Below are 19,263 nucleotides of genomic sequence, written 5' to 3'. Positions count from 1 at the left end.
ATTTTTGCCCCTTTCTAAAAGCCTGCCTGCAATAAAAATTCTTTTGTCAGGCGGCTCTGTTTTTCTTCTTTTTTGTCATACTGTAGTAACTGTTCTACATATTTTCCAATGATGTCGTTTTCAAGATTGACCACATCCCCCGCTTTCTTCTGCGATAAGATTGTCTCTTTTGCCGTATGCGGTATCATGGATATGGAAAAATCTTTGTCACTCCGTTTTGCGACGGTCAGGCTGATACCATCAATCGCTATGGAGCCTTTTTCTACAATGTATTTCATCAGGGACGCTTCTGCCATGATCGTATACCAGATGGCATTGTCATCTCTTTTAACCTGTGTGATCGTTCCGGTTCCGTCAATATGTCCCGACACGATATGACCTCCAAACCGCCCGTTTGCTGCCATTGCCCGCTCTAAGTTCACACTGCTGCCGACACTCAGGCTTCCGAGTGAGCTTCGTTGCAGAGTTTCGTTCATCACATCTGCGGTGTAGGTATTTTTTTCAAAGGATGTGACGGTCAGGCAGACTCCGTTGACGGCGATGCTGTCTCCGATATGGACATCCTCTAATACTTTATCTGCCTGTATCGTCAGCACTGCGGATTTTGCTCCCTTTTGGATCCCTGCGATTTTTCCGATTTCTTCTACGATTCCCGTGAACAAGTTCCCACCTCCCATTCTATCAGTATGTCTTGTTCTATCTGTGTGATTTTCGGATTTTTTAAGAAAAATGCCTGTCCCGGCTCTTCTACGCCTATTCCGCCAACCGGTGTCTTTGCCAGTTCTCCTCCGAATATCTTTGGTGCGATATAGGTTTCTACTTTGGATACGACCCCTGCCTGTAGTGCCGAATAGTTCAGGCTGCTCCCGCCCTCTAACAGGATGCTGTCGATGCCTTTTTCTCCAAGCAGCTTCATCAGTTCTTTCAGATCTACTCCTGTTTTGCTTCTTCCGATATGGATCACTTCGCATCCCGCCTGCTGTAACTTTTCTATCTTTTCTTCTATAATTAAATCCTGTTTTGATTTTTCTTTGTCTTCTTTTGGAATCGTGCAGGCTATGATGGTCGGTACTTCTTTCGCCGTCTTTACAATATTAGAATCCAACGGAATCCTAAGACTGCTGTCGCATATGATCCTGACCGGATTTTTTGCATTTTCTAAGCGACAGGTCAGCATCGGGTCATCTGCTAACACGGTTCCGATTCCCACCATGATCCCACTGTAAATTTTTCGGCTGTACTGCACACGTTTTCTCGCCGCTTCTCCGGTAATCCATTTTGAGGCTCCGGTTCTTGTCGCAATTTTTCCATCTGCCGTCATCGCATATTTTAAAACGACGTAAGGTTCTTTTTTTTCTATGTAATGAAAAAATACCGGATTGAGTGCATCACACTCTTCCTTTAAGACTTCCGTAACTACTTCTATTCCCGCATCTTTTAACTGCTTGATGCCGCCGCCATTGACTTTTGGATTCGGATCATAGGAACCGATATATACTTTTTCGATTCCTCTTTCTATGATGATCTGTGTGCAGGGAGGTGTTTTCCCGTAGTGACAGCACGGCTCTAATGTGACATAGAGGGATGCTCCCGCTAAGTCTTCTTTGCAGTTTAAAATGGCATTTCTCTCTGCATGAAATTCTCCGTATTTGTGGTGATAGTCTTTGCCGACGATCTTTCCGTCTTTCACAAGTACGGCGCCGACAAGTGGGTTGGGGCTGGTGAATCCTGAGCCTTTTTTTGCCTCTTCGATGGCGATTTGCATATATTCTTCCGGGGTCATAGTGTTTTTCCTCCTAACTTTGTGGGTGCACAAATCATATAGTAGTTGTATGGGATGTGAAAGTTTTGGGTTCTTTGATCTTTCTCATATAAATTTTTGTATGAAAAAGTATCAAAAAAACCCCTGAACTGATCTATCGTTCAGGGGGTTGCTCACTGTTTGGTTCTACACTTTTTTATTCATTTCTTTTCTGTGAAATATAATAAGCTCTGAAATGAATATCATTTCAGAGCTTTACTGTGCATCACAAGTGTACTGCCTACGCAGCTTTTGCATCTTCTTTCATCCAGACTATACTGTCGGCTTCGGAGTTACACCGAATCATACCTCTCGGTTCGCGGGCTTTACCGCCGGTCGGAAATTTCATCCTGCCCTGAAGATTCTTATTTAACTGTAAGTTAGTGTAGCACTATGTGTAACACTTGTCAATGCTGTTTTTATGATTCCACGGCTACCTCTGCCGAGATCATATTTTTTCCTTTTTTTGTCTTATAAACAAACACTGCTAAGGATAACAGATTAAACACTACGATCATTCCGATAAACACTGCCATTTCCCCGGAGATATCCTGACCTGTGGAAATGGTGGAACGGAAAGCCTTTACGCTATAGGTAAACGGCATACGCTCATGGATCTTATGATAGAAATCCGAGGATAATTCCAACGGATAAGTTCCGGCAGAACCGCCTAACTGCAATACCATGAAGATCAGCATCAGGTAACTTCCGACTTTGTCGAAACAGATGTTAAAGAAGTACATTACGGACATGAATGCCATGGAGGCAACCATTGCCACTAAAATCGTTCTTCCTAAGTATTCCGGCTGGAATCCTAAGATCAGCTTGAGCATGAGTACCATGACTACCGCCTGAACGGATGCAATGATCAGATATACGGATGCTTTGCTGAACCACCAGCGGATACCGTTTTTGACTTCGCCTGCCGGCTTCATCAGCGGGTACATAACGCAGAATGCGATACATGCCACCCAGAGACCTACACCCATCATGTAAGCTGCCATTGCACTTCCGTTGTTGTCAATGCGGGAGTAGGTGCTTCCCTTTGTCTCAACCGGAGCCGCAAACATTTCAACGGTATCTTCGTCCGTATTGGTCGCTTTTACTTCATCTCCGGCATCGTTCAGACTATCTGCAAGTGTAACACTTCCGTCTTTTAACTTAGAAAGCCCTTCCTGCATACTTACGGTTCCATCATAGAGTCTGTTGCTTCCGTCTTTTAATGCCGCTGCTCCGCTCGTGAGTTTTCCCGCACCTTCGTTCAACGCTGCACTGTTCGCTGTCAACTGCTCTGCTCCACCTGCAAGTTGGGATACACCATCTGTATATGCTTTCACGCCTGCTTTTAAGCCTTTTTCACCATTGATCCCGGTATCTAACTGTCCGAGTCCGGTATTCACTGCACCCATTGCCTGGATGAGTCCCATCTGGTCTGCCGTTTCTCCGGTCTTATCCAATGCGGACTGCACTCCCTGTAAACCGGATGTCAGCTTTTCAATCGTTGTACTACTGTTCGGTAATACCACATCAGAATTTTCTGCCAGTGTGCTGACATTGCTCTTTAACGTATCTACTTTTTGTGTAACTTCCGATAAATTGCTGTTCTTTAAGGAATCTGCCAGACCGGATGTTGTCGTTGCAATCGCGCTGACATCTCCTCCGACCGCCTGTGCGGACTGCATCAGCGGTAACAACATTGCATTTACTTCATCCTCTGTTTTTCCGGATGCCAATAACTGCATTTTTAACGTTCCGATGGCTGTCTGCAGCTCACCCATATGTGTCTGGGAATTCAAAAGGCTTCCCTGTATGGAAGTAAGACCGCCTGTTACTGCACTCACTGTCGTATTCAACTGACCTTCTACATCCATTTTCTGAAGTTCGGTATTTAATGTCTGAATTCCTTTGTTGATGCTTGTAAGACCGCCCCGCAATGCTTCCATGTTTTTCATGTTTTCTTTGGAAAGGCTCTTTGCAAGCTCATCAGACATTGTATTCATACCGGCTAAAATTGCTCCGCTTCCGCTCTTTAAAGAGGTAACTCCTTCAGAAACGCTTGTGACACCCCCGTTCAAATCTGAACTCTTGCCATTTAACGTATCTGCTCCGGCTTTCAGTGTTCCAACACCCTGTGTATACGCACTGATTCCTGTCTGGAGACTGGTGCTTCCATCTTCTAAAGCAACGGTTCCGTCCTTTAAGGTTTCGATACCATCCTGAAGCTGTCCGTTTCCGTCTAACAGCTGGTCTGTACCGTCTGTGATCTGTAATGCTCCATCTGCCGCTTCTACAAAACCATCTCCGATGGTTCCTAACTGTTCAAATACAGTTTCCGTATACTGCGTTGTGATCTTTTCACGAATGTTTGTCTGAATCTTGCTTACCGCTGTCTCACTCATTTTGGATGCGATGTAGTTCTGTCCCGGATTGGTTTCATAGTACAGCATCATCTTTTTTGCATTCTTCTCTGTCAGAGTCGTTGCATTTTTTGAGAAATCCTTTGGTATGGTCAGCACCATGTAATAGGTACCGTTCGCAAGCCCTGCCGCTGCCGTATCTGCATCTACAAAGTTAAAATCCAAAGAGTTGTTTTCTTTCAGATTTTTGACCAGGTCTTCTCCAACACTCAGTTCTTTGTCTTTGTAAGTTACCGGTACGTCCTTATTTACAACTGCAACCGGAAGATGTTCCACCCTTCCATACGGGTCCCACATGGCTCCCACAAAAATTGCCGTGTAAATTGTCGGTATCAGGATGATCGCGATCATGACCACGATCATAAATTTGTTTTGAAATAGCTTCTTCCATTCGTTTTTGAGCATTCATTTTCCTCCTTATTATTGTGAAAAATATAACTGCGACTGCTATATTTCCTACAACGTTATGGTAGCATGGAGAAATAAATTTCCAAACGAAAACTCCTAAACAGAATTTATAACATTTCTAAACAAAACCTAAATTTTCTTGATTTATTCTTAAGATTTCTACCGATTCAGGCGATATCCCGCACCCCAGACCGTTTCAATGATCTTTGGATTCTTGCTGTCCTCTTCGATTTTTTCACGGATCCGGTTAATATGTACGGTCACGGTCACGCTATCCCCGACATAATCATAGCCCCAGATTTTTTCAAACAATTCCTCTTTTGAAAAAACGATATTCGGATTCATCGCAAGAAACTTCAACAGTTCAAACTCACGGTTTGGGAAGCGGATCTCTTCGCCGTCCCGAAATACTTTCCAGCTTCTCGTATGTATCTCGATCCCATCAATTTTGATAACATCTTTTTCCCGTCCTTCGGTGCCGTTTTGCGGCTCACCGTTCTTCGTCAGTCTTTCGTAACGGTTTAAGTGGGATTTTACTCTTGCTACCAGTTCTGCCGGATCAAACGGTTTCGATATGTAATCATCGGCTCCAAGTCCCAGACCCAGCACCTTGTCTATGGATTCGGTGCGTGCCGTTACCATTAAAATCGGAACATCCACTTTGTCGCGGATCTCTCTGCAGATATCATAGCCGTTTTTGCCCGGAAGCATGAGATCCAATAAGATCAGATCAAACTCTCCCGTCAGTGCCAGTTCCACCGCCTGCTCACCATCACTCTCGATCCTTGTCTGAAATCCGTTGATCTCCAGATAGTCCTGCTCTAACATTGCAATTTCTTCTTCGTCTTCTACTATTAATATTTTTTCTCTCATATCTGCTCCTGTTCTTCTCCCACTCTCGGAAGTATGATCGTAATACAGAACCCGCCATGGTTTGAAGCACTGATGCTTCCGCCCTGCTGTTCTATAATGCGTTTTGCTATGTACAGTCCGAGTCCGTCTCCGTCAATCCTGCTGTTTCTTGTCTCATCTCCGCGATAGAACTGTTCAAATAGATGCGGCAGTTTTTCCTCCGGTACTCCTTCTCCGTCATCCGTGATCTTTAAAATGACCGACTCTTTATTCGGGATCAGGTTCATGCGGATTAATACCTGTTCCCTGCAGCGGTATTTCATGCTGTTTTCCATGATGTTGCGGAGAACGCGTTTGGTCTGCTCATGGTCGATGCAGGTGATCACTTTTTCCTCCGGTACAAAAAATATGACATTCACATCTTTTTCTCTCAGGTATTGTTCATTATCATCCAGCATCTCCTGTAAAAATGCTCCAAAATCGGTCGTTACCGGCTCCATCGGCATATTTCCGGTCTCTAACTTTGAAAAATCCGAAAGTTTTCGTAGCAACACATCCATGGCACATGCCTTCTGATAGGCAATGTCTAAATACTGCTCCTGCTTCTGTGGTGTATTGGCAACTCCGTCTTTGACTCCTTTGATATAACCTTTGATCGAGGTCAGCGGTGTCCGAAGGTCGTGAGACATTCCGGCGATCATCTCTGTCTTTGCCTTATCATATTCTTCTGCCCGGTCCACGCCCGCCGCAAGACTGTCCTGCATGGTATTAAAGGAATGGCAGAGTTTTTCAAACTCTTCCTCTCCTTCATATTCCACATGCTCTTCAAAGTTTCCATCCTCGACACGGTTTGCCGCATCGATCAGCTTTTCGATCGGCTCCATGATCCTGTTTTCTAACTTCCGGCTGAAATATCTGCTGATCCCCACAATGATCACGATCGCCAGAACACCGATCGCCGTAAAGATAGGTATCAGCCACCGATATGTCTCCCTGTTCGGATTGATCTGTCTGGTGTTCTCATCATTGCGGAGCGCTACCACCTGATAGGTTCCGGTCTCTGTCTCATAACTTTTAAAGATCATCGTTGCCGTCCGCCAGACAAATACATCTGCCGGCTCATTGATGGTAACATAGGAATCTAAATACTGCATCTCCCGAAGCTGTTTTGTAGAAAAATCCGTACTGACTCTTTGCCTGTCTTTTGCAATATAAAAGTTGTGACCATAGCTCCGGATCTTTTTTCCGAGTGTTCCGATCTCATCCTCCGAAAATTGATATTCATCCAAAAAATCTACTAGTTCTACGGAATGATCCTGTAATTTTACATAGTTGATCGCCTGCTCTAAATAGGTTTTTTCAAAAATCTCTATAATAAATACACCGATTACTAACAGCGATAACAGCGCAAACAGCAAAATCCTTGTATTGGTTCTCGATAGTCTTTTTCTGATCGTCATTTTTATTCCCTCATTTTATCACAATTTTTTTATATTTTATAACACATTCCTAAACTGCGATAGGGGAATTTCTAAATATTTTCTAAACAAGCATTTTACTTACGTTCACACTTCCCATCTGCGGGTCCTGAAACAGTCCGATCTTTGGCGGTTGTACCGTGAACACCAAAAACAGGATAAATGTCAGCACAAAGACTGCCGTTCCCACTCCTGCATTGCAGTATTTTTTCTCTTTTTCTATACTGCGTTTAGAAAGCCATGTATACAATGCCACTGCGGTGTAAAACAAGAGAATATCTATCCATGCCACATCTTTCCCCCAAACGCCGGTATAGGTATAAAATCCTACGACGATCCACGCCATACCCGCTAAGACGGCTTTTGCTTTTTGCGTCAATAGACACGGATAATCTTTGCCAACCACTGCCTCCTGGATCAGTGTAAATAAAAGTGCCGGCATAAAGAGCAGCTTTAAATGTTCCCATGTACTCTCACTGACCGGCGCGATAATGCCCACCGCCGGATTCTGTCCGCTCCAGTCATAGACAAAATGAAGCAGCGTTCCCACGATGGCGATAAATATAAATTCTGCGATTTCCCATTTTTTAATTTGTGTACAATTTCTCTGCATATACAATACCTCCAGGCTTTAGTATATGCAGAAATTTTATTTTGTTTCCTGTTTCCCTTCTGTCAAATTGCAATCTTATATTTTTTTGTATTACTTCTGACGTAAAATTCGGATCGAATTCAAAATACATAAGAATGCAACACCTGTATCGGCGAATACTGCTAACCACATATTGGTATAGATTCCTGTCAGTCCTAAGATCATAACGATTACTTTGATTCCAATCGCAAAGATCACGTTTTGCATTGCTACCGCTCCGGTCTTATTTGCAAGTGCGATCGCCTGCGGGATTGCATCCATGTTCGAATTCATAAATACAACGTCTGCTGCCTCAATCGCTGCATCTGCTCCACTTCCCATCGCTGCTCCGACATCTGCTCCTGCAAGTACCGGTGCATCGTTGATGCCATCACCGACAAACATCACGCTTCCGTCTTTTTCACGGATTTTTTGAAGCTCGGAAAGTTTATCTTCCGGGAGCAGTCTTGCATGAACTTCTTCCACACCTGCTAATGCTGCAATTTCCTCTGCACTTTCTAATGCATCTCCGGTTAACATAACTGTCTTTAAATTCTGTCCCTTGATACGCGCGATCGCCTTTGGTGCTTCTTCTTTTAAAGTATCGGAAACGATGATGCATCCTGCGTAATTTTTATCTACGGCTAAAAGTACTTCAGAAGCGCTTCCTTCTTTTTGATAGGAACTTAAATCCACATCAAATGCCTGCATCAGCTTCACATTTCCACATAAAAGCTGTCTGCCGTTCTGGATGGCACGGATTCCTTTACCGGAAATTTCTTCAATCTCACTTGGTTTTTCGATCGAAAGATTTTTATTTTTTGCCGCTGTTACAATGCTGACTGCGATCGGATGTGTCGATGCACTTTCACAGGCTGCCGCCATGGATAACACTGCTTCTTCTGACCACTCATCCTGTGTCAGTACCTTCTGTACATCGAAGTTTCCTTTGGTAATAGTTCCCGTCTTATCCATAACAACTGCTTTTACATTTTTCAATGCCTCAATGGCAACTCCGCCTTTAAAAAGGATTCCACGTTTAGAACCTGCTCCGATCCCGCAGAAAAATGCAAGCGGAACACTCAGTACCACTGCACATGGGCAGCTCATTACCAGAAAACTCAATGCTGTGTAGATCCAAGGATAAAATTCCTGACCTGTGATCAACGGAATGGCGATCGCCGTAAACAATGCCAGCGCAACTACGATCGGTGTATAGACTCTTGCGAATCTTGTAATAAAATGGTCAATCTTCGGTTTGCCTGCTGCTGCATTTTCTACCGAATTTAAGATCCTGCTGACCATGGATTCTTCTAACGGTTTTTCTACGCGGATGCGTAACAGTCCCGAAATATTGACACACCCGGAAACTGCCTCAGAACCCTCTCGGACTGCTACCGGCACCGGCTCGCCTGTAACTGCGGAAGTATCAATACGGCTCTCGCCTTCAATGACAACTCCATCTAACGGAATACGGTCGCCCGGACGTACCTGTACGATATCTCCTGCTTTTGCCTCTTCCGCAGGGATTTCAGTGATCTGACCGTCTTTTTCTAAAAGGACTACTTCCGGTCTTAAATCCACTGCCTCCATGATCTGACTTCGGCTCTTTTCAACTGCCACATCTTCAAAAAATTCTCCGATTCTAAAGAACAGCATAACGCCGACTGCTTCCGGATATTTATGGATTGCAAATGATCCGAGTGTTGCAATACTCATCAGAAAATTCTCGTCAAACATCTGGCCTTTTAAAATATTTTTACCGGCACTTAAAAGAACCTCTCCACCTAAGATCAGGTAGGATACTGCAAATGCCAAAAAGAATGGAAAACTGTAATCCTCGTAACCCATCACTTCATTTACCAGCACCGTACCTAAGAATAATACGGCTCCTGCGATAATGGTATACAGTTCTTTTTTCTGCTCCGCTTTTCTCTCCCGCTTCTGTGCGGTATTCTGACGCTGCTCTTTTTTCTCTACAACCTGTACTCCGACCTCAATGCCTGCACAGATTTCCTGTATCTCATTTAATAAGGCATCCGGATTCTTTGCACTGACACGAAGCTGTTTTGTTGCAAACGTAATGGTCGCATCGGATACCTCCTCTAACTGGTTAATCCGGCTCTCCATCTTTGCGGCACAGTTGGCACAACCCAGATTTTCAATTGTATAAACCTTCGTCTTGTGGTCTGCCGGAATATTCTCTGCAACGTGGTGATGCTCATGGTGGTCGTGTTCGTGATGCTCATGTCCACAGCAGCAATCGTCATCGTGATGATGTTCATGCTCATGTCCACAGCAACAGCCATCATCGTGATGATGTTCATGTTCATGTAATTCTTTATTCATAAAATCGACTCCTCTCTTCTTATTGTTAATCATTTTATTATCTGTTCATTTGAACATCTATTCATATGTTTATCCTTATAATATTCTTATTATTTCCATTTGTCAACTACTTCTATTAAATTTCGCTCAAAATAAATGAGAGCTTTTCTCAATAAGTTTCCGATGGCAAATACGGTTCTATAACCGCCTATTCACAGCTCCCACAAAGGAATATGAAAAGTTTCTTTTTGTGCAAGGGAAATGAAACTCAGGAAATCGTGGAGTCCATCGGCGAACACGATTTCCGGTTTCAGAGGTTCATTGGAATGTTCTGCACAAGGAAACTGGGAATATTCCTTTGTGTGAGCGTCTGACTGGTCGGTTAGGATACAACATTTGTCATCTGAACTTTATAATCAATAATTAACTCTCATTCATCACTCCATCAATCAGCCCCATTCCACAATCTACATCTAAAATATCTTTCGATACGGTTTCCTCTTTTTTGCTGCTGTCCTGATGCTCCTGTGGCATACCTTCTTCTAATAATTCTTTCGGAAGGTAGGTGCATAGCATTTTTTCAAGATGCGTACTGTCAATCGGTTTTGCTAAAAAATCCGTAAATCCCTCTTCTAAATATTCCTCTCTTGCCCCGGTTACTGCATTTGCAGTCAGAATAATCACCGTCATATCTTTACACGGAATATCTCCCATACTCCGCATCCGATGCAGGGTTTCATCTTCATATTCCCGCAGAATCATCTCATCCATACCGATAATGGCATTGATTGGGGTTCGTATCTCATTGGACATACTTGCTAAAAAATCTGATTTTGCCTGATTTGCCTGCTCGGCTTTTGCCTTTGCCTCTTTCAGTTCTTCCGCCATCTGGATATCCGGGCTTTCATGGATCAAATAAATCGAAAACATAATCAGAAAAATACCAAAACCACTAATCAGACTGACCGGATAAAAAAGCTGATAGACTGAAACTGCAATCTCTACCGCCATTGGTATCAGAATGAGAATACGCTTCTTCTGGCTCAGTTTCGAGCGGTAGCGTATCACATAAATAACTGTCAGTACCAGACAAAAATATCGTGGCACACCCGATTGACAACCGATGAAACTTCCTCTAAATGATTCACAGTATAAACGGTCACGATGTCAAAGGTCAAGTTTACGATTCCCATAATCAGCATACTGTTGAACAGCTTGTGATTGATATCATTTTTTCTTTTTGCACTAAAATACAGACAGGCAATAAATACTGTCAGTATTAATAGCGCTGTCTGCATTTTTATCATACGTTACCCCCGCTCTGAAAATAATTCTCAATGCGTTCTATTAACTTCTTTCCGTCAATCGGTTTTAAAATGTAGCCCTCCGGCTCTAACTACTCCTTCACATTACTAATCAGGACTTATTCCCCTCTTCCATGCGATGCATAATGTGCTTTAATGCCTCTTCAAAAATGTCTACTACATGCTGATCATCCAGAGAATAGTATACATTCTTTCCCTCTCTTCGGGATTTCACCTGTCCTTCGAGCTTTAACAGTTTTAACTGATGGGACACCAGAGATTGGGAAATGCCAAGCGCCGCTGCAATGTCATTCACACACATCTCCCGCTTGGATAAGGCGAAAATCATCCGCACCCGGTTCTCCTCGCTGACCGACTTAAAAAAGGATGCCAGCTTCGTCACATATTCATCCGGTATCATCTCATTTTTTACGCATGTCACGGCTTCTTCATTATAATTTAATTGGGAATCTTCTGCTTTTTTCACGAATCACACCTCTTCATTTTAGTATAAAGGAATTGTTCTTCTTTTGTCAATCAATAACGCCATTTCGTTTTCCTTTAACAATTTCCCAATATAATATTTATTAATTTTTTATTTAACATTAATGTTCGGTTCCACGGATTCAGTATGATACCACTAATCTCCTCTACTTCTAAAGCAGAAGTAAACAGATGTCCCATATCGGTTAAAAAGGTGGACATGACTCCTTCACTTCCTTTTATCTCTTCTTCAAATCCGGTAAATGCCACCCACCAGTTCGCTCCGTCATCTGTCTGAACCGCCTGCACCTGCATCCCCTGATCTCCAACCGGAGGTTCTACTGCTATGATGACCTGTCCATTTTCATTCATACGTCTGCGTATGCACGTCAGTGTATGTGCTAACATTTCCTGAGACGGCTCCTGTTGAAGTGCTGCGATTGCCTCTTCTATCTGTTCGTTGCCACGCAGACCCTCGTCTACGTTCAACTCCTCTTTATGATTCATATCTTTCCTGTCCTCCAATTCATATCCTCCATATCCGCAAAGGGAATCACCTCAGCCGACGGCACTTGGTGTTCCCCGATAAATTTTTCCATCCAGACCATATGATACCATGTTTCAAACTTGTAACCACATTGATGAAATGTTCCTACCATCTGATACCCTAAATGCTCATGAAATTGCACACTGTTTTTTGTCAGGTGTTCATCCTCATTTTCGGGATAAGCTATGCAGGCATTCATATTCAATATATTTTGAGCCTTTGAAATTTCTTCAAGTGCCTGATACAGCAGCTTGCCAATTCCTCTTTGCTTTTTGTCCTCTTTTACATAAATCGTGGTTTCCACTGCCCAGTCATACGCTGCACGTTCCTTGAACGGTCCCGTATAGGCATACCCTAAAATCTCACCTGCTTCTTCTGCAACCAGATATGGATATTTCTTTAAGGTATGTTGTATCCTTCCACGAAATTCCTCTAATGCAGGGACTTCATATTCAAATGTAATTGCCGTTTTTTCTATATAAGGTGCATAGATTTGTAAAATCTGCTGTGCATCCTCCACCGTGGCAACACGAATGTTGATCTCGTTATGTTCTCTCTCCATTGATTAGTACCTCACATTTTGATTCTATCCGGCATATCAGAACATGTGCTAGAACTCTAATTCCATTCCGACATAGAACTGACCTGCCATGTCCCCAAGCTCTTCTCTTAAAATTCTATAACCTCTTTCCTTCGAGCAATGTCCGGTGTAAATACGCTGAATTCCTGTTTCTTTTATTAATTTTGCGAGCTCCCGGATTGCCGCTTCCGGATGCCTGAAGATGTGAAAACCTCCAATTAATGCAGTAATTTTTTGTTCCGGAAATGCAGCTTTTACCTCATTAATGATATTCACAACACCTCCGTGGGAACAACTGTTGAAGATGACTAAACCGCTGTCCGTATCCAGTACCAGACTCTGCTCATGGCAAAAATTATCCGGTTTCCAGCCCAGCTTTGTCTTTTGGTACATCATCTCTTTTTTCCCGATCTGTTCTAAATGCGGCGTGGAATGTGACACCAGATAAATTCCCTCTGCAATCGGACAAATCCCGGAAACATATTTGATTCTATCCTGATATCTTTTCGTAATCCCCTTCGGAATCCCAATATATTTTCTGACAAAGCCTTTCTTAAAATAGCAGTTTTCGCCGCATCCTTCCTGCAAATAAAACGGTGCCTTCTCATTGATTTCAAAGAATTTTCCCATCCCATTGGCGTGGTCATAATGTGCATGCGATAATACCGCAAAATCCACATCTTTTAAATCTATATTTAATTTTTCTGCATTGTCTGCAAACAGGTTAGATGCCCCAGTATCTAACAGCAGCTTCTTTCCGTTCTGCTCTATGTAGGCACAAAATCCCCACTCGCCGGGAATCCCTGCATGTTCAATATTGTCTACGACAATGGTTACTTTCATGGAGATACTCCTTTCACGTTCTTCTCACTCCTATTCATTATATCTTAATGTTTTATATTTGTATATTATCTCATTCGAGATTTTTCGTTTCTCCAATGCAATAATTTTATATTGACTACCATGTACTGATAGTACATAATATTACAATATATCATATTAATTAAAGGGGGAGATTTTATATTACCGACATCTAAGATAAACGCAAATGGAGTAGAAATAGGCGTAATTGGAAATACAATAGATGAAAACGCATATATCTGTCTAACGGATATAGCCAAGTATAAAAATTCGACATCTCCTGCAGATGTTGTTAAAAATTGGCTGAGACTAAGGAGCACCATTGAATTTCTAGGGCTATGGGAGCAGATACATAATTCTAATTTTAAAGTGGTCGAATTCGACCACTTTAAAAATGAATCAGGTTCTAACGCATTTACTATGTCTCCACAACAATGGATAAAAACCACAAATGCCATTGGTATAATTTCAAAATCAGGAAGATATGGAGGCGGAACATATGCTCACACTGATATAGCTTTTGAATTTGCCTCTTGGATTTCACCGGAATTCAAATTATACATCATTAAAGATTATCAGCGTTTAAAGAAAGATGAATCTGAGAGGAAAGCTATTGGATGGGATGAAAAACGAGCTTTATCAAAAATTAATTATCATATCCACACTGATGCGGTACAAAAGTATTTGATTACAAACAGTCTGACCGAACAGGAAAAAGGCTATAAATTTGCAAACGAAGCAGATATGATTAATGTTGCTTTGTTTGGAAAAAAAGCATGGGAATGGAGAAGCGAACATCCCGACGAAGCAAAAAGAGGTGAAAATATTAGAGATTATGCATCAGCAGAAGAATTAATTATTCTTATCAATCTTGAAAGCCAGAACGCAGAATTGATAAAGGACGGTTTATTACAAGAAGAACGTTTTCAGAAATTAAGAAATATTGCACATTCACAAATGAATATACTATTAAAAAATAAGGCAAAAGAAAAATTAAAAGATGTAAATCCAAATTTAATGCTAGGCGATAAAGCAAATAAAAATTAATCCTCTCTTTGAACGGAAAGAGTCCATATCAACCGATATGGACTCTTTTTCCTACATCTTCTATGTTCTTAGTTTATCACTAACTAACCAGACTTCCCAGCACTCCATAAGATACAATATCCATAATGATCGCTGCTAAAATGATTCCGATCAAAATCGCAAGAGATGCTTTTTTAATATCGAACTCTAATAAAGAAGCAATCAGAGAACCGGTCCATGCACCGGTACCCGGAAGCGGGATTCCAACAAACAGCAACAGGAAAATAAATTCTCCCTTTTCCACGCCACTCGATTTCTTTGCGGCTCTGTCCTCTAACTTGTATACCAAATTTTTCAAAATATTATGTTTTTTCATAAATTCAAAAATCTTCTTAATAAACAACAGAATAAACGGTATCGGAAGAATATTTCCAAGAATACAGATAATATTTGCCTGCATCAACGGCACCTTCAGTAAAGATGCAATAATCAGTCCGCCTCGTAATTCAATCAGGGGCAGCATTGATACCAGAAAAATAAAGACTTCTTTTGGCATAAAGCTTCCTAATGAATTTTGATACCAGATAACTAAGCTTTCCATAATAACCTCCAATATACTTTAAATGTTAACGATACAATTTCCTTTCAAATGCACTTTCGCTCATTATAGCATACTTCTGCTCAGACCGCATTGAAAATTTTTCCTGCATAGGAAAAAAGACACAATCTTTACCCTATTTCTGGTTCGCAGGCTCCATATTGATGGATTTTCCTTTGATTTTCGCATTCTTCATTGCTTCTAAGACTTCTCTTCCGTACTCTTTCGGCACTTCGACAAAAGTATACTTATCATACATGTCAATCGCACCTACAAGACTTCCCGGCATTCCTGTTTCACCGGCAACCGCACCTAAAATATCGCCCGGCTTCACACGCTGTTTTTTTCCGATATTGATAAAGAGTCTGACCATGCCCTCTTCTGCACCGGTATTCTCAAAATCATAGTCACTGCTGCCTGTAACATTTCCTTCCTGTGTTCCAATGGCATCTAATAAAAATGCTGCTGCAATGTCCATTGCGGTCAGGTCATCGGATTCATTGATCGCCTGCTCAATGAAATTGATCGTCTTGCTTAAGTCTTCTTCCTCGATGATATTTCCGATCCGCTCCATGATCTTTTCTGCCTTGATCATCGCAACATCCTGACTGGACGGGATCGGCTGCGCTAAAATCTTGGTCTTGCAATAACGCTGGATGTCCTTGAGTTTGTAGACTTCCTTTCCTTTTACAAATGTAAACGCCCGTCCGGTTCTTCCGGCACGTCCGGTTCTTCCGATACGGTGTACATAATACTCGTCATCCTGCGGAATATCATAGTTAAAAACTGCCTCCACATCGTCTACGTCGATTCCCCTTGCCGCTACATCCGTCGCCACAAGGATATCCGTTTTGCCCTTTCGGAAATTATTCATAACACGGTCACGCTGGGACTGCTTCATGTCTCCATGCAGACCTTCCGCAAAATATCCTCTGCCCTGAAGTTCATTCGTCAGTTCGTCTACCTTACGTTTTGTGTTACAGAACACTAAGGACAGCTTCGGATCGTAATAATCTAAAAGTCTGGATAACACGTCAATTTTTTCTTTTCTCTTCACATCATAATAGAACTGGTCAATGCTTGGTACGGTCAGTTCTTTTTTTACCACCTTAATGGTGACTGCATCCTTTTGATACTTTTTCGTGATCTCTAAGATCGGTTTCGGCATCGTTGCAGAAAAAAGAATCGTCTGATGCGGTTCCGGAATATATTCTAAAATGGTCTCAATATCCTCACGAAATCCCATATTTAACATTTCGTCTGCTTCGTCTAAGACAATTTTGTTGACATGATCACAACGGATCGTTCTTCTGCGAAGGTGATCCATAACTCTTCCCGGTGTACCGATGATGATCTGTGCTCCGCCTTTTAACGAGCGGATCTGCTTGCTGATCTCCTGACCGCCATAAACCGGAAGCACCTTGACACCGTGCATATATTTTGCCAGAGCACGGATCTCATCGGCTACCTGTATGGCGAGCTCCCTCGTCGGTGAGAGGATGATCACCTGTGTTTTCTTATTAGAAGGGTCTACGGTCTGTAAGATCGGGATTCCAAATGCTGCTGTTTTTCCTGTTCCGGTCTGCGCCTGACCGATGACATCACTGCCGCTCATCACAACCGGAATTGCCTGACTCTGGATCGGGGTTGCCTCCTCAAATCCCATTGCCTTGATCCCTCTTAAAATCTGCGGCTGTAACTCTAATTCGTCAAATCTAACTGTTTCCATCAATTCTCCTTATGCTGTTTCGCGATCAATGCCTCTTTTTCGCTGCGGCTGAGTCGTTTGATCGCCGCCTCTCTTTTTAAGGCTTCGCTTTTGGTCTCAAATGTTTCACTGTATACCAGCTTTACCGGTGTCCGACCCCGCGTATATTTTGCTCCCCTGTTCTGGTTATGGTCCTCGACCCTTTTTTCTAAATTGTTCGTCCAACCGGTATAATAGGTTCCATCTGCACATTGCAGAATGTATGTATAATTCATCTTACGCCTCTTTTTTACAAATATCTGTTCAGAAAATTTCTTTTTAAAGAGCATGAAAATCGACGGTGTATTCCACCGCCGAACACAATATCTGTTATATTATAGCAGACTTCCGAACACCGTTCAAGAATTACTTGAAATAACCCATTGGGTCTACCGGCTGGTCATCTTTTTGCAGTTCAAAATATAAGTTGCTGCCCTCTTCTGAGTAATATTTTGTCGGTTCACTGATATAGCCAATGACCTCTCCCGGAGCAACATAATCTCCTGCTTTTTTGCTTACTTCTTTCAACTGTCCGTAGATTGCTTTGTATCCGTCGCCTAAATTCACGGTAACGGTGCATCCGGTTACTTCATTATTAGAAACATCTAAAACACTTCCGGCTGCCGCTGATGTCACCTTATCGTTCACCTTTGCTCCGATGATGACTGCCGGGTTATAACGGTACTGGTCTAACGATTTAAAATAAACCGTCTGATCCATGCTGTAGTTCATGATCACCTTATCTTCTTCGGCTGCCGGCCATGCAAGCTCTCCCTTAAAAGTCAGTGCGGATGGCTTACTTGCTGTCTCCTGCACCTTCGGCTCTTCCTTTGCTACATTTACTTCTTCCTTCTGTGTCTCTGCTTTCTGTTTCTGCTCCTGCTTTTGTTCTTCCTTTTTTTCTTTCGCTTTTAAAATACTGGACACATCTTCCACTTCGTCCTTTGCGGTCTCCTTGTCTTTTTCGACCTCCTGAAAAGCAACCTGCTGCTCCTCTTTTTCCTGTGATTTCTTATCTCCCGACTCCGTGTTATAGGCAAATACCATTCCTACAATGGCAAGACTCAAAAGTGAGCCGGCGATGATATACTCCTTCTTTTTCTTCATTTCTTCACCATCCATTATCTACATTTGATAATGTTAGTGTTTCCCCATTTTTTCGATTTTAATACCGGAAAAATAATATTTTAGAATTTCTTCATAAGATTTCTTATTTTTTGCCATATCCTCTGCACCGTACTGACTGAGTCCGTAACCATGACCACACCCCTTTATCACAATGCGGATGTGTCCGTCCATCTCTTTCAAAAAAAAGCAGGGCGACGGCAGCTCAAATGCCTGCACAAATGCATCGACATCCAGAGGATTCCCGTCTTTTTCTAACTCCGTGACATACTCTGCCCCATCCCGCTGGATCGTAAACGTATCCAGATATGCCTCAATTTCTTTTTTCATCTCCTCTTCTTTTGTATTCTCTGTTTTTTCTTCGCTTTTATCATCCGTCTGCTGCGACCCTTCTTTATTTTGTAATACCCCCGCCAATTTTTCCTCAAATTCCTTCTTTGTGAAAAATTTCACGCTCAGATAGTCCTCCGATAAGACATCCTCCGAACTTTTCACACTCAAAAGATACGGCGTATCCTTATAAATCTGGCTTCCGTCCCTGGTCATTCCCGCACTGACCTTATGAAAAGACGGATTGATGACCTTCCCTCCAAACGTCATAACCTGTCCATTCGTGTCCCCGGCAGCCCGAATCATTTTTTCATAAAATTCATAATATTTTTCCTGCCCCCAAAGCTGCTCCATCTCCTTTTTTGAAAGCGGCTTCGGTGCTTCCTTTTTATTCGCTTTGCACCATTGCAGTTGTGTCCGCACAATGACCGCCTGTGCTTTGAGCGCCTCTTCTTCCACCGTAACCGGAACCTGTGAAGCAAGGATTCCTGCAATCTCAATACTTTCATCCGTTTTGACGGTTGCCTTTGCCGGCTCTCCCTGAAAACAATAAGTTACAAAATACGGCAGACAGATCAGGATCAGAACACAGGAGAAAATCAGCTTTAATTTTTCTTTCACATAGACCTCCTGACTCCTAGGACAATTTCATCCCGTTTTAGTATATGGGAAAAAATTCCTTTTATTCCAGAACGTTTGTTCTTGATTTTTTCTCTCTTCTGTGCTATTCTTATTTCAGAACATTTG

19 protein-coding genes and 1 riboswitch are annotated in these 19,263 nt (G+C 42.3%); of the genes, 1 reads left to right on the top strand and 18 read right to left on the bottom strand.

All coding sequences use genetic code 11. The features are described 5' to 3' along the window. Positions 1-14: 14 nt before the first annotated feature. From ribE to WMO43_RS12550, 13 genes are all read right to left on the bottom strand, one after another. Positions 15-662, bottom strand: a complete 648-nt coding sequence (ribE, locus tag WMO43_RS12610) for a riboflavin synthase (RefSeq protein WP_177963081.1) — start codon at positions 660-662, stop codon at positions 15-17. Continuing rightward, positions 644-1,783: a bifunctional diaminohydroxyphosphoribosylaminopyrimidine deaminase/5-amino-6-(5-phosphoribosylamino)uracil reductase RibD gene (gene ribD, locus WMO43_RS12605; protein ID WP_353531442.1), complete on the bottom strand. Its 1,140-nt coding sequence runs from the start codon at positions 1,781-1,783 to the stop codon at positions 644-646. Before ribD ends, ribE begins: the two co-directional genes overlap by 19 nt. 270 nt (positions 1,784-2,053) lie before the next feature. Next, positions 2,054-2,168: riboswitch (FMN riboswitch) on the bottom strand. 52 nt (positions 2,169-2,220) lie between these two features. After that, positions 2,221-4,623 (bottom strand): YhgE/Pip family protein, encoded by a 2,403-nt coding sequence (locus WMO43_RS12600; RefSeq protein ID WP_177963079.1) that lies wholly within the window; start codon positions 4,621-4,623, stop codon positions 2,221-2,223. Positions 4,624-4,785: 162 nt separating this feature from the next. Beyond that, positions 4,786-5,499, bottom strand: coding sequence for a winged helix-turn-helix domain-containing protein (locus WMO43_RS12595; RefSeq protein ID WP_177963078.1), 714 nt, complete (start codon positions 5,497-5,499; stop codon positions 4,786-4,788). Further along, on the bottom strand, positions 5,496-6,938 hold the full coding sequence (locus tag WMO43_RS12590; RefSeq protein ID WP_353531441.1) for a sensor histidine kinase: 1,443 nt from the start codon (positions 6,936-6,938) through the stop codon (positions 5,496-5,498). The genes WMO43_RS12595 and WMO43_RS12590 overlap by 4 nt, the downstream gene beginning before the upstream one ends. Before the next feature lie 82 nt (positions 6,939-7,020). Beyond that, entirely contained in the window at positions 7,021-7,569 is a 549-nt protein-coding gene (locus tag WMO43_RS12585; protein WP_353531440.1) for a DUF6512 family protein, read from the bottom strand. A gap of 90 nt (positions 7,570-7,659) precedes the next feature. Then, positions 7,660-9,936, bottom strand: coding sequence for a heavy metal translocating P-type ATPase (locus WMO43_RS12580; RefSeq protein ID WP_353531439.1), 2,277 nt, complete (start codon positions 9,934-9,936; stop codon positions 7,660-7,662). A 402-nt stretch (positions 9,937-10,338) separates the two neighbouring features. Beyond that, entirely contained in the window at positions 10,339-11,022 is a 684-nt protein-coding gene (locus WMO43_RS12575) for an ATP-binding response regulator (protein ID WP_353531438.1), read from the bottom strand. Continuing rightward, positions 10,995-11,222 (bottom strand): hypothetical protein, encoded by a 228-nt coding sequence (locus WMO43_RS12570; RefSeq protein WP_353531437.1) that lies wholly within the window; start codon positions 11,220-11,222, stop codon positions 10,995-10,997. The genes WMO43_RS12575 and WMO43_RS12570 overlap by 28 nt, the downstream gene beginning before the upstream one ends. 109 nt (positions 11,223-11,331) lie before the next feature. After that, a complete protein-coding gene (locus tag WMO43_RS12565; protein ID WP_353531436.1) occupies positions 11,332-11,706 on the bottom strand; it encodes an ArsR/SmtB family transcription factor in 375 nt (124 codons plus the stop codon). Positions 11,707-11,780: 74 nt separating this feature from the next. Continuing rightward, the gene (locus WMO43_RS12560; RefSeq protein WP_177963071.1) at positions 11,781-12,209 is read right to left on the bottom strand and encodes an SseB family protein; all 429 of its coding nucleotides are present in this window, start codon (positions 12,207-12,209) and stop codon (positions 11,781-11,783) included. Beyond that, entirely contained in the window at positions 12,206-12,811 is a 606-nt protein-coding gene (locus tag WMO43_RS12555) for a GNAT family N-acetyltransferase (protein ID WP_177963070.1), read from the bottom strand. The genes WMO43_RS12560 and WMO43_RS12555 overlap by 4 nt, the downstream gene beginning before the upstream one ends. Positions 12,812-12,859: 48 nt before the next feature. Beyond that, positions 12,860-13,672: an MBL fold metallo-hydrolase gene (locus tag WMO43_RS12550; protein WP_353531435.1), complete on the bottom strand. Its 813-nt coding sequence runs from the start codon at positions 13,670-13,672 to the stop codon at positions 12,860-12,862. A 135-nt stretch (positions 13,673-13,807) separates the two neighbouring features. On the opposite strand from WMO43_RS12550, the gene WMO43_RS12545 reads away from it, so the two are divergent. Continuing rightward, positions 13,808-14,737 carry a KilA-N domain-containing protein gene (locus WMO43_RS12545; protein WP_434784188.1) on the top strand — a complete coding sequence of 310 codons (930 nt, stop codon included), beginning with the start codon at positions 13,808-13,810 and terminating at the stop codon, positions 14,735-14,737. Positions 14,738-14,816: 79 nt separating this feature from the next. Here WMO43_RS12545 and WMO43_RS12540 read toward each other — a convergent pair whose 3' ends face one another. The 5 genes from WMO43_RS12540 to WMO43_RS12520 all read right to left on the bottom strand — a co-directional run bounded on the left by WMO43_RS12540 (position 14,817) and on the right by WMO43_RS12520 (position 19,137). Further along, complete coding sequence (locus WMO43_RS12540) at positions 14,817-15,317, bottom strand: COG2426 family protein (protein WP_353531434.1); 501 nt, start codon at positions 15,315-15,317, stop codon at positions 14,817-14,819. Between the two features lie 133 nt (positions 15,318-15,450). Beyond that, a complete protein-coding gene (locus WMO43_RS12535; protein ID WP_353531433.1) occupies positions 15,451-17,043 on the bottom strand; it encodes a DEAD/DEAH box helicase in 1,593 nt (530 codons plus the stop codon). Further along, positions 17,043-17,297, bottom strand: a complete 255-nt coding sequence (locus WMO43_RS12530; protein ID WP_177962092.1) for a GIY-YIG nuclease family protein — start codon at positions 17,295-17,297, stop codon at positions 17,043-17,045. The genes WMO43_RS12535 and WMO43_RS12530 overlap by 1 nt, the downstream gene beginning before the upstream one ends. 130 nt (positions 17,298-17,427) lie before the next feature. Continuing rightward, positions 17,428-18,168, bottom strand: a complete 741-nt coding sequence (locus WMO43_RS12525) for a peptidoglycan DD-metalloendopeptidase family protein (RefSeq protein WP_177962093.1) — start codon at positions 18,166-18,168, stop codon at positions 17,428-17,430. Between the two features lie 33 nt (positions 18,169-18,201). Beyond that, complete coding sequence (locus WMO43_RS12520; RefSeq protein WP_353531432.1) at positions 18,202-19,137, bottom strand: SpoIID/LytB domain-containing protein; 936 nt, start codon at positions 19,135-19,137, stop codon at positions 18,202-18,204. Between the last annotated feature and the right edge of the window lie 126 nt (positions 19,138-19,263).

This window comes from Maccoyibacter intestinihominis (assembly GCF_040096355.1).
Taxonomy (GTDB): domain Bacteria; phylum Bacillota; class Clostridia; order Lachnospirales; family Lachnospiraceae; genus Maccoyibacter; species Maccoyibacter intestinihominis.
This window is presented reverse-complemented; position numbering and strand designations above follow the sequence as displayed.